The sequence below is a fragment of the Colwellia psychrerythraea genome (assembly GCF_000764225.1).
GTDB lineage: Bacteria > Pseudomonadota > Gammaproteobacteria > Enterobacterales > Alteromonadaceae > Colwellia > Colwellia psychrerythraea_D.
Map to the genome: position 1 here is coordinate 370,993 of NZ_JQED01000015.1, position 12,142 is coordinate 383,134.

At 38.6% G+C, this 12,142-nt stretch carries 11 protein-coding genes; 5 read left to right on the top strand and 6 right to left on the bottom strand.

Translation table 11 applies throughout. The annotated features are described in order from the left end of the window. Positions 1-46: 46 nt before the first annotated feature. Positions 47-676 carry a helix-turn-helix domain-containing protein gene (locus ND2E_RS12925; RefSeq protein ID WP_033093424.1) on the bottom strand — a complete coding sequence of 210 codons (630 nt, stop codon included), beginning with the start codon at positions 674-676 and terminating at the stop codon, positions 47-49. A gap of 600 nt (positions 677-1,276) precedes the next feature. Between ND2E_RS12925 and ND2E_RS12920 the strand changes: the two genes are divergently transcribed. The 4 genes from ND2E_RS12920 (at position 1,277) to ND2E_RS12905 (ending at position 7,072) form a co-directional block, all read left to right on the top strand. After that, complete coding sequence (locus tag ND2E_RS12920) at positions 1,277-2,572, top strand: serine hydroxymethyltransferase (RefSeq protein WP_033093425.1); 1,296 nt, start codon at positions 1,277-1,279, stop codon at positions 2,570-2,572. A 39-nt stretch (positions 2,573-2,611) separates the two neighbouring features. Beyond that, positions 2,612-2,998, top strand: a complete 387-nt coding sequence (gene gcvH / locus ND2E_RS12915; protein ID WP_033093426.1) for a glycine cleavage system protein GcvH — start codon at positions 2,612-2,614, stop codon at positions 2,996-2,998. A 50-nt stretch (positions 2,999-3,048) separates the two neighbouring features. Continuing rightward, positions 3,049-5,919 (top strand): aminomethyl-transferring glycine dehydrogenase, encoded by a 2,871-nt coding sequence (gcvP, locus tag ND2E_RS12910; RefSeq protein WP_033093427.1) that lies wholly within the window; start codon positions 3,049-3,051, stop codon positions 5,917-5,919. Positions 5,920-6,007: 88 nt separating this feature from the next. After that, a complete protein-coding gene (locus ND2E_RS12905) occupies positions 6,008-7,072 on the top strand; it encodes a porin (RefSeq protein WP_033093428.1) in 1,065 nt (354 codons plus the stop codon). Positions 7,073-7,264: 192 nt separating this feature from the next. On the opposite strand, the gene ND2E_RS12900 is transcribed toward ND2E_RS12905, so the two are convergent. Continuing rightward, positions 7,265-7,684: an FKBP-type peptidyl-prolyl cis-trans isomerase gene (locus ND2E_RS12900; RefSeq protein WP_395858415.1), complete on the bottom strand. Its 420-nt coding sequence runs from the start codon at positions 7,682-7,684 to the stop codon at positions 7,265-7,267. 279 nt (positions 7,685-7,963) lie between these two features. Here ND2E_RS12900 and ND2E_RS12895 point away from each other — a divergent pair, with 279 nt between their 5' ends. After that, the gene (locus ND2E_RS12895; protein ID WP_033093430.1) at positions 7,964-8,308 is read left to right on the top strand and encodes a hypothetical protein; all 345 of its coding nucleotides are present in this window, start codon (positions 7,964-7,966) and stop codon (positions 8,306-8,308) included. Positions 8,309-8,387: 79 nt separating this feature from the next. On the opposite strand, the gene ND2E_RS12890 is transcribed toward ND2E_RS12895, so the two are convergent. From ND2E_RS12890 to adhP, 4 genes are all read right to left on the bottom strand, one after another. Then, complete coding sequence (locus ND2E_RS12890) at positions 8,388-9,374, bottom strand: hypothetical protein (protein ID WP_033093431.1); 987 nt, start codon at positions 9,372-9,374, stop codon at positions 8,388-8,390. 139 nt (positions 9,375-9,513) lie between these two features. Further along, a complete protein-coding gene (locus ND2E_RS12885; protein WP_033093432.1) occupies positions 9,514-10,224 on the bottom strand; it encodes a hypothetical protein in 711 nt (236 codons plus the stop codon). Beyond that, entirely contained in the window at positions 10,217-10,786 is a 570-nt protein-coding gene (locus ND2E_RS12880) for an RNA polymerase sigma factor (RefSeq protein WP_033093433.1), read from the bottom strand. Before ND2E_RS12880 ends, ND2E_RS12885 begins: the two co-directional genes overlap by 8 nt. Positions 10,787-11,086: 300 nt before the next feature. Further along, positions 11,087-12,097 carry an alcohol dehydrogenase AdhP gene (gene adhP / locus ND2E_RS12875; RefSeq protein ID WP_033093434.1) on the bottom strand — a complete coding sequence of 337 codons (1,011 nt, stop codon included), beginning with the start codon at positions 12,095-12,097 and terminating at the stop codon, positions 11,087-11,089. Positions 12,098-12,142: the final 45 nt, after the last annotated feature.

A 12,142-nucleotide genomic window follows, 5' to 3' on the forward strand; every position in this document is an offset into this window, starting at 1 on the left:
CTTTACTCGCAGATAAAGGCAATTAAGTTTATCTGGCGCTAAAACGTTATTCGGCAGTAATCCACAATATCAACGCATCCTCTTTACTCGTTGATATGACAAGGTGCCCCATAGTGGCGTCATAGTACGCACTATCCCCCACAACCAAGGTCGCAGGCTCATAAAACTCAGTCAGCAGCTGTACTTCCCCTTCTAAGACTAGCAGAAATTCTTCACCTTCATGGCGAACCCACTCACCAAAGTGTTCAAAGTTTCTCGCGTGAACTCTACTCTTGTATGGCATCATCTTTTTATTGCGAAGTTGAGTAGCTAACAACTCATGCTCGTAGGTTAACGTAGCATGCGGTCTACCTTGCCCGCCTAAGGTTACATCTCGGCGACCAGTGACTTTCGTTTCTTTAGGCTTAGTAAACAATTGAGGTAACTCAATATTAAGTCCTGAAGCCAGTTTTTGCATAACACTAAAGGTTGGTGATATTTGCTCATTTTCAATCTTAGATAAGGTAGAGCGCGCCAACCCCGTGCGTTTGCTCGCTTCTTCAAGCGTCAATTTATTTTCAGTACGAATAGCTTTAAGCTGTACGCCTATACTCGCTTTTTCTACTACTCGTTTATTATTTTCATTGTCCCCAAGAGTCATTGAAGGATACTTATCAACCTGATCTTGTTCACTCATCGTACCACCTAACTAAAATAATTCGTTTAAACAATAGTGGCACATTAACAAGCTATACAGAACTCTTTTAGGCAAAAATCAAGGTGATACCATTATATCGTCCTCATAAAATCGAAAAAAAGTTTCCTATAGGAAACTTTTATTTGCTTTTATAAATTTTGCCTGTTATGTTTTATACGTGTTCGATTTTCAAGCAATAGAAAAATCATTACCAACAAGGCGAAGATAAAAAATAATTTTGATTAACAGACCATGAGGCTCTGTTCGCTAATTATTCAAGCTGTTAGCCGTATTAAATCGGTTAAGCAATCTATTCAAAATGAGCTTTAATGAATAGTTTAGAAAACAAAAATTAAATCGAGTCACTTTGTATGGTTCATGAACATAAATAGATAAAAGGTATAGTACCGACAATATTTCTGCTCTTTGTGACGCAATATCAGATTGCTTCAAACAGGCACAGATATGACAAATAAATATAAAAAATGTCTCAAGGTGGTTTAGCGATAAACGCAGTAACCTATATATGAAGACTATCAAACATAATCATTAGGTTACTGAATGCAAATTCATAACGCTTAACTATTGAGGAATACAACAATGAAAAACACTTACACATCAGGTGAACTAGCGCAATTTTTTTCAAGTGAACTCTCTTCTACTGATGGCGCTGTTCAAATGGCTATTGATCTTGAAGAAGCACGTCAAAACCAACAAATTGAACTTATCGCTTCAGAAAACATTGTTTCAAAAGCTGTTATGGAAGCTCAAGGCACCGTTTTAACGAACAAGTACGCTGAAGGTTACCCTGGTCGTCGTTACTACGGTGGTTGTGAGCATGTAGATCTAGTTGAAACATTAGCCATTGATCGCGCTAAACTTATTTTCAAAGCGGAATACGTTAATGTACAACCTCATTCTGGTGCACAAGCTAATGGCGCAGTAATGCTTGCCTTAGTTAAGCCCGGCGATACTATTTTAGGTATGTCACTTGATGCTGGCGGTCATTTAACTCACGGCGCTAGACCTGCCCAGTCAGGTAAATGGTTTAATGCGATTCATTATGGTGTTCGTAAAGATGACATGCGTATCGACTATGATCAAGTACTAGAACTTGCTAAAGAACATAAGCCCAAAATGATCATTGCGGGTGGTTCAGCAATTCCTCGTCAAATCGATTTTGCTAAGTTCCGTGAAATTGCCGATGAAGTTGGCGCACTATTAATGGTTGATATGGCTCACATTGCAGGTTTAGTTGCTGCTGGTGCACATCAAAACCCACTGCCTTTCGCCGATGTTGTTACTACAACAACACATAAAACATTACGCGGCCCTCGTGGTGGCTTAATTTTGACGAACAATCGCGATGTCGCTAAGAAAATTAACTCGGCAGTATTCCCTGGTTTGCAAGGTGGTCCACTAATGCATGTTATTGCTGCAAAAGCGGTCGCATTAGGTGAAGTACTTGAACCATCTTTTGGTGCTTATATAAAGCAAGTATTAAGTAATGCCAGAGTATTAGCTAGCACACTACAACAACGTGGTTGTGACATTGTTACTGATGGCACTGACACGCATTTAATGTTGGTTGACCTACGTCCTAAAGGACTGAAAGGCAATGCGACAGAAGAAAGTTTAGAGCGAGCAGGTATTACCTGTAACAAAAATGGTATTCCATTCGACTCAGAAAAACCTATGGTTACTTCAGGCATTCGTCTAGGAACGCCCGCAGGTACTAGCCGTGGTTTTGGTAATGAAGAGTTTGAATTAATTGGACAGTGGATTGGTGATGTTCTTGATGGGTTAGTTGCAAACCCAGAAGATAATAGTGCTATAGAAAATGAGGTCTTAGAGAAAGTTCAAGCGCTTTGTCTGAAATTCCCACTTTATAGCTAAATCATCGACAACCTTAACGATTAATAAAGGAACATTATCATGAGCACAGTAGAAAATGATTATCAGTTTGCCCCTAGTCATGAGTGGGTAAAAAATAACAACGACGGTACAGTTACCATCGGTATTTCGAATCATGCACAAGAATTATTAGGCGATGTTGTATTTATTGAATTGCCAGAAGAAGGCGATGAAGTAACCGCAGGCGAGCAATTCACACTAGTAGAGTCCGTTAAAGCGGCTTCAGATGTATATGCACCTGTTTCTGGTGAGATAATTGAAGTTAATGAAGCGTTAGAAGATGCACCCGAGTCAATTAACCAATCAGCATTTGTTGAAGGTTGGATAGCTAAAGTGAAACTTTCAGAGCCTGAACAATTAGAAAGTTTACTCAGTTATGAGGCATATAATGCCGGTATCGAAGATTAATTTGATACCAGTAATGCTTAACAATTACTAGACGTTACACTGGAGTTTTCATGACTAACAACAATTTATTAGCACAACTGAACGATAATGTAGACTTTATTAGTCGACATAATGGTCCTGACCAAGTTCAGCAACAACATATGTTGAAAGCGCTTGGTTTGGATTCAGTCGAACAAATGATTGATAAAACAGTGCCCGATAATATTCGACTTTTGCAGCCAATGGCATTAGCAAAACCGCAAAGCGAAGTTGAAATGTTGTCAACTCTCAAGGGGATAGCGTCAAAAAACAAGGTAAATCGCAGTTATATTGGACAAGGGTATTACGATACCCATGTACCTAACGTTATTTTACGTAATGTCTTTGAAAATCCTGGTTGGTATACCGCTTATACGCCTTATCAACCAGAAATATCACAAGGTCGTTTAGAAGCGTTACTGAATTATCAGCAAATGATTACTGATCTAACCGCAATGGAGTTATCCAATGCGTCCTTGCTTGATGAAGCCACCGCTGCTGCAGAAGCCATGAGCTTGTGTAAGCGTGCCGGTAAAAACAAAAGTAACACCTTCTTTGTCAGTGACGATGTACACCCGCAAACATTAGATGTACTCAAGACCCGAGCAAAATACTTTGCTTTTGATCTTGTTGTCGCGCCCTACTCAGAATTAGAAAATCATGATGTGTTTGGTGCCTTACTGCAATACCCAGGCACAACAGGACAAGTACATAACTTAGAAGCTATAATAGAAAAAGCTCATAGTAAAAAGACCTTGGTGGCTGTAGCTGCTGATTTATTGGCCTTAACTGTCCTAAAAGCTCCCGGCGAAATGGGAGCAGATGTGGTGATCGGTAGCGCGCAACGTTTTGGTGTACCAATGGGTTACGGTGGTCCACACGCTGCTTTCATGGCGACTAAAGAAAAGTATAAACGTACTATCCCTGGTCGAGTTATTGGTGTTTCAATTGACTCAAAGGGTAAACCAGCTTTGCGTATGGCGATGCAAACACGAGAGCAACATATTAGACGAGAAAAAGCCAATTCGAATATTTGTACCGCACAAGCATTGCTTGCCAATATGGCATCATTTTATGCCGTTTATCATGGCCCACAGGGGCTTAGAAAAATAGGTCGACGCGTCAATCGTTTAACTTCAGTGCTTGCAGCAGGCTTACAAAAAGCAGGAATTGAACTGGCGCATAATGATTTCTTTGACACCATTACCTTGCAGACAAATGAACAAACTGATGAGATTTATCAACGCGCACTAGCTGCAGATCTTAATTTACGCTTATTACCAAATCAACTTGGTATCAGTCTAGATGAAACCACTACCTCTGCTGATATTGAAGCATTGTGGTTAGCGATTACTGAACAATCACTAAATGTTGATGATATTGAACAAACCCTTAGTGCTGAATTTTGCAACATACCGACAACCTGCCAACGTACTAGTGATTATTTAAGCCATCCAGTATTTAACAGTTATCATAGTGAAACGCGCATGTTGCGTTATTTAAAAAGTCTTGAAAACAAAGATTTTTCATTAACACACGGCATGATACCACTGGGATCATGCACAATGAAACTGAATGCCACCGCACAAATGATTCCTGTGACTTGGCCAGAATTTTCACAAATGCACCCTTTTGCCCCTAGTGATCAATGTGTCGGGTATGAAGCTTTAGCTGAGAGTTTTAGCGACATGCTTATTGAAGTAACCGGTTATGATGCATTTTCATTACAACCGAACTCTGGTGCACAAGGTGAGTATGCGGGGCTTATCGCCATTCAACGCTATCATGCCTCTCGTGGTGAAGATTATCGTAATATCTGCCTAATCCCTAGTTCTGCTCACGGTACTAACCCTGCCAGTGCTTCAATGGTATCAATGCGCATTGTGCTTGTTAGCTGTGACAAAGAAGGTAATGTTGATATAGAGGACTTGAAGGAAAAAATAAACCTTCATCGTGATCAACTCTCTGCCATGATGATCACCTACCCTTCTACACACGGTGTTTATGAAGAAAGCATCAAAGAGATTTGTGAGCTTATTCATGAAGGTGGTGGTCAAGTGTATCTTGATGGCGCCAATATGAATGCTCAAGTAGGGTTAACTTCACCGGGTTTTATTGGTGCTGATGTTTCTCATCTAAACCTACATAAAACATTTTGTATCCCGCACGGTGGTGGTGGACCAGGTATGGGCCCCATAGGTGTTAAGTCACACTTAGCACCATTTTTACCAGGCCATAGTGTTACTAACACAGAAGGGGCGGTATCAGCGACAGCGTTAGGTAGTGCTTCCATTTTGCCTATTTCTTGGGCTTACATTGCCTTAATGGGCGCCGAAGGACTTAAATCAGCCACAGAGCTCGCTATTTTAAATGCGAACTACATTATGGAAAAACTTAGCCCGCATTACCCTGTTCTATTTAGAGGTGATCAGGGACGTGTTGCTCATGAATGTATTATCGATATTAGACCACTAAAAGAATCATCTGGTATCAGCGAGGAAGATGTGGCTAAACGGTTAATGGACTTTGGTTTTCATGCGCCAACCATGTCATTTCCTGTTGCTGGCACCTTGATGATTGAACCTACCGAAAGTGAGTCGTTAGAAGAATTAGATAAGTTTATTGATGCACTCATTACTATTCGTCATGAGATAGCGAAAGTAGAAGATGGTACTTGGACGCTTGCCGACAACCCATTAGTCAATGCACCTCACACATTAAATGATCTAACGGACAGTGATTGGCCTCGCGCTTATTCACGCTTAACCGCTTGTTATCCGAGTAGTTGCCCAAGCCAAGCTAAATTCTGGCCAACCACTAATCGTATAGACAATGTCTATGGAGATCGAAACCTAATTTGTAGCTGTCCTCCGATTGAGAGCTACCAATCAAATGATACATAAGTATCTATAACAAACTAGCGTTTAATTTATGAAATAAAATTATCCGCTTAAAAAATATAACTACAACAACATGAATACGGGGAAAACCATGAATAACATTAAATTTAAAAAGTCATTAATTACTTTAGCTCTTGTTTTACCAGCCTTTGCTTCTTATGCTGAAACGTCTGAAGAGAGCTTGAAAAAACAGCTTACTGAAATTCAAACGCGTTTAGCACAATTAGAAGAGTCTAAAAAGCCAGCGGCTACTTCAGACAATACTGCTATTAACTTTTACGGTTCTTTACGTCCTACTTTTGGTTTAACAAGCAGCGACTCTAAGGATAGCTGGGATGTTGGTGATGCATTATCACGTATCGGTATCGCTGCAGAGCATAAGTTAAGCAATGGCATGACTGGTTTTGCTAAAGGTGAGTTTAAAGTTCAAATACAAGGTGATGCTCACTTTGGCGATGCACGTAAAGCATATGTTGGGATAAAGGGCGATTTTGGTCGTGTTGCCATCGGTAAACAAGATACTACTCAATATGCCATCATCGGTGATCCAGTAGATATTTTTAACCGCGCGTCAACACCACTTGCCTATGATGACGCTAGCCCATTCCGTCAACAAGAAATGGTTAGCTACAGAAAAAGTTTTGGTAACTTAGAGTTTCGCATTGAAGGTCAATTTAAAGGCGAAACTGATGTTGAAGGTAGTGATTTAGTTAACGGTGGTTTTAAATATACTGGTGATAGTTTTACCGTAGCTGCCGCTTACTTAACTAAAGATCTTGCTGGTACTGATGAAAATACCGTAGGTATATCTGGTTCAAAATCATTTGGTGACTTGTATATTGCTGCAGCATATCAAGATATTGACCGTGGTGGTAATGGCCAAGATAGAACCACTATTGATATTGCAGGCGCATATAAAATTAATAATACCTACAAAGTTAAAATGGGCTACTCTGTATTTTCAGACGATTTAATGCCTGTAGACAGTACTGAAATCACGCGTATCAATGCCACAGTTGAATGGCATGGTAGCCCAGATTTCTACTTATTTGCTGAAGTTCAAAACAACAACTATGAAGATGAAATTGAAGGTAGCAGAGAAGACAACAATCAATTTACCGTTGGTATGCGTTACAACTTTGATTACAGCTTCTAAGTTAGTTTAAGCAGTCTTATGCTATAACTTAATAATTAGCTAGCTTATTAAATACCTCTGTTTTAGTAAGCTAACTAATCAATAAAGCTCTGTCATAAAAAAAGTCATTGTTAAGTTACATTAACATTGACTTTTTTTATACTTATCTTGGGTAGGAGACACTACCTCATACAATAAACGCTACCGAACAGCTTAATCTATTGCTAACAATTCAACATCAAAAATTAATAATGAACCTGGTCCAATCTTACCTGCGGCGCTATCACCATAAGCTAAATTTGATGGAATATAAAAACGTGTTTTTTCACCAACAACCATCAATTGAACACCTTCAGTCCAGCCTTTGATAACTTGATTCAAGCCAAAGCCGATGGGTTTGCCTCTATCTACAGAGCTATCAAAAACAGTGCCGTCAAGTAAAGTCCCATGGTAATGCACTGTAACTTTCGAAGAAGCACTTGGATGCTCAGCGCCACTGCCCTCAGTTAAGACCTTATATTGTAAGCCAGAAGCAGTTTCTAAAACTCCTTCTTCACTTTTATTCGCGACAAGAAATTCACTTCCTAATATTGCATTTAATTCGGCCGCCTTTTTGTTGCTATTTTGTCGCATGAAGGAGAACACAACAATACCAACAACGATTGCCAATAATATAAATTTACTCATTTAATAACACCTTTATTACTCCTTTATTAACTCCTTTATAGAGTCACTTATGTAAGATGCATGCTACTGAATTCTTCGCTAATTTACTAGTTCAAAGGCAAACAAGTTTCCTTATTAACTTGTTTGCTTTTCTATTGATTAAGGTCAACCTTAGTCGTTTGCTTAATACTGCAAGATGCCCTAAATTAATGGGCTTAAATGTAAGGTTTTAATGGATTAAATAAGATGAAGTATAAAATGATTACACTGATGGTAACGTTATTATTCAGTTGTAGCAGCCCCCCTAATGTTCCTAGGATAGATGACCCTAGCCTTGAGTTAATAAGTATCAAAAAACAGTATGCTGATGAATTAACCAATATACACGTGGGTGATTACATCGACTATGTTGCAAAGCAATTTCCCGAGATGTTTGTCGCTTCAGACAATATGAAAAATACGATTTATGAGTTTACTTATCAGCAGCAATACCTTTTAGCGGCTAATAATGATGTTGAAACAAAAACCTATACCCAAACATTGCGTTTTTATTTTATCAATCAAAAGCTTGTGCATTGGAAGGTAAAATAGTCGAAAAATCAAAGCCATAAATAGCAAGTATTCTCTTGACTCTTTATGGCGTTAAATTGGCTTAACTGTGTAACGTTAATTAGAATTGATATTGCTCTGCAACAGCTAATAATTTTTTAGCCGTTAATTTACTGTTGGCGCAATCATTAATATCTTTTTTATTAAATACGAGTATTCTATCTTTGAAACCTCGGCCCTGTTGTTTGCCAGCACCTTTAATGATGAAACTAACGTACTCTTCTTTCGGCACATCTCTTAATCCCTTACCGTATAGGCATAATGTTTCAACTAACGCATTATTAACGGCCAAAAAATGTTGCTTTCGCGCTTTGCTTTGAGCTATTTTTTGCGTTTCTCGCTGTTTATTTAATTTAGTCACTTTTTGCTCAAGCTTAATTTTATTTTTATTGAGAGAGACGCGCTCAAGCTCAAGTTCTTTCAGCTCCGCTTTTAGTTCCTCTTTGTTTTTTTTCTCTGCATGTTGTAATTGGTACTCAATATCTTTACGTTGTCGGTCAATGTCACGTATTTCGTAAGCAATTTCTCTTTGCTCACTCCGAAGCTCTCGTGCGCCTTCACGTTGTTGCTCAAAAACTTCAATGACTCGTTCAATTTCATTTTCATGTTGTTCAAAATCAACAACCAAATCATCCTCATTTGAAATAATAACTCTTTCAACTTCACTCAATGGTGCTAAAGCATCTAGTTCGGCTAAAGGATCTAAAGCAGCTATTGGATCCAATGGCCTCACAGTTTGAAAAAACTGGCGATGTGAAGAGCCTCCATGAGCTGACTTGATAGTAAAAATAGCCCCCTGGCCTCGCAAATATACACTTTCAATTGAACGAATTAATGATTGATTAGCATGTTTAGTCGATTTAGCCGATGACAGAATAATGTCATTCATTATCGTTAATTGCTTGTGCAAATTATCATAATTTTTTTCAGTGCTATGCGCGCCAAAAGCAATGAATAAGGCAGTGCTTATAGCTGCAATTTTTACTGTTAGGTTTGCTACATTGCTTCGAAATTTTGACGCGGGAAAAACTATTGTTGATGTTTTCATAAATTGCCTCTCTATAGATAGTACTTATATCTGTTTTATATCCCTTAGTTGGCCAAAGCTAACTTAGTTCTAATGAACGATAACTTTATAAATCAAACCCTTACCCCAATAACATTACAAGGTACGGGCTTGAAGTTACCTAACCTTTTGTTTTCACTGGTGTAGTTAAGTTATTATTAACCCTGCTCTTTTGCTCTAGACCAATATTTTGAAAACTAATTTCTCGTTCAAGTTGCTGGAATTTAATTTTCTGTGCTAATTGCTCGTCTTGTCGCTGCGCATTAATAAAGTTGATAAAGTCACTCATGTCTTCTTTACGTTCCTTTCTCGACGCGTCAATTACGTAGCCAGCCAAGGCAAGGTTATTACTTTGTTGTTGCTGACTAATATCGGTTCGGTAATTGGCTAATATTACTTGTTGTTCAGCAGCAAATTCACGTAACTTCAAATTCACTAACCTTTCGATGTCGCTGTTATCTCTGTTTGCTAAACTACTGGTTAATTGGGCAGCTACTTTTTGCTTAACTTGTTGATCAATCAAAGCTGTTACTTGCTTATCAAACGCTTGCTGGTCAAAGCCTTTATCCTGCATAAAAGTCATTACCATGGTAATCGCAAATACTGAACACGCCATTGATAAAGAAGGTACTCCCAACCACAGCCCCCAATTAATTGAAGGAGCTTTAGTGCTGATATTTTCCGCGTCAAAATGCTGTTCAAAGGCTTCTGTTCTATGCCAATCGGGTACTTCTTGCTCAATTTCAACACTGACTTGATGAGCAATATTTTCACAAAATGATGCTCGTTCATCTTCATTCATTCGAACATCTATTACTGTTGGTTTAGACATACTCCACCTCTACCTTGCTAATAGGATCATCGACCAATTGCAGTTTTAATTTATCGAGTGCGCTATAAAGTTGTGATTTTGCCGTATTTGTTGAGATACCTAACTGCTGACTAATATCTTCGAAGGTACATTCTTGAAAAAATTTCAACTCTACGACTAATTTCTGTTTGATCGGTAAATGCTGCATAGCTTCTAACAAAGCACTACTTTGTTGCTGAATTTGTATATTCCTTTCTAAACATACTGACTCAACATCTTCTTGCTCGGGTACATCATCTAGTGACTGCATCGGCCTTTTTCGTCGATAAAACTCGAGACAACGATAATGCGCAATTTTAAAAAGCCAATTTTTAAAAGGGCATTCACCGCGAAACTTAGATAAATTTCGAAATAATGCGATAAAGATATCCTGCATCAAATCCATAGCATCCGTTGGATTATTCACCATACGTAAAGCGTAGTTATAAAGGTTTTTCTCATAACGCTTTACCAATGTTAGCCATGCAGACTTTTTACCTTTTAGCGCTTGCGCTATGAGCGTTTCATCGCTTCTTTCAAACACAAAGGCTCCTATTTATCGTTATTATTAGCATTTTGCTTATGTCATCATCGTAAACATAAACTTCATTCTTACTTGAGTACAACTATAAGGTAGTGTTGGAAAGTAAAATAGTTTGAAAAAGTAGAATTATTTTTGATAATATTTTTTAATCGTTCTTTTTAAATTGTTTCTTACTCAAATAAAGTAGATTCCTATCAAAGCTATAGCATCAAACGCTGCACATAAAAAAGCCCTTTTCCGTTTTGTCGGTAAAGGGCTATAGCAGTTACTGTTAGTATTAATTGTGAAACTTTTGGAAAGTTACAACTTCATCACCACTCGACCATTGATCTCACCATTTAACATTTCATCAAAAATATCATTGATATCTTCAAGAGACTTTTCAATCGTAATGGCTTTTACTTTTCCGCGGGCTGCAAAATCTAAACATTCTACTAAATCTTTGCGTGTGCCAACAATAGAGCCAACAACGCTCACGCCATTAAGCACAGTATCAAAAATTGGTAATGGCATATCTTCCGGCGGTAAACCTACTAAAACACACTTACCACCCCGACGGATCACTTTATAGCTTTGCTCAAAACCACTTTTACTCACCGCAGTACAAATACTGGCATGAACGCCAGCAGTTTCCGCGAGAACCTTGGCTACAACATCATCTTGTTTAAAATCAATACAAAGTGAAGCGCCTAAACTTTTAGCAAGCGCTAACTTAGCTGCTCCAGTATCAACTGCAATAACATTTAACCCCATGGCAACAGCATATTGCACAGCTAAATGCCCCAAACCTCCGATACCGAAAATAGCGACCCACTCGCCTGGTTTTGCGGTAGAAACTTTAAGTGCTTTATAAGTAGTAACACCTGCACAAAATAAGGGTGCGGCATCCACGTAATCAATGGCATCTGGAATTTTTACCACATAATTGCCATCGGCTTTGCAATATTCAGCGTAGCTGCCATCAACTGAGTAACCAGCATTTTGTTGTGATAAACACAGGTTTTCATCACCCGTTAAACAGTAATCACAATAACCACATGCGCTATAAAGCCAAGGAATTCCTACGCGATCACCTACTTTACAATGCTTAACCTGGTCTCCAATTTCAACTATCTCTCCAACACCTTCATGACCAGGTACTAAGGGCATTTTAGGCTTTACAGGCCAATCCCCATGACATGCATGTAAATCGGTATGACAGACACCACAAGCATGGATTTTAACTAATACTTCTTGGCTAGAAATCGTCGGTTTATCGAGTTGGGTAATTTCAAGTTTACCCTTAAATTCATGGTTTACTGCAGCTTTCATCGTTGAACTCCTTTTTCAGTAATGATGGTATTTAGCTTCTAATTC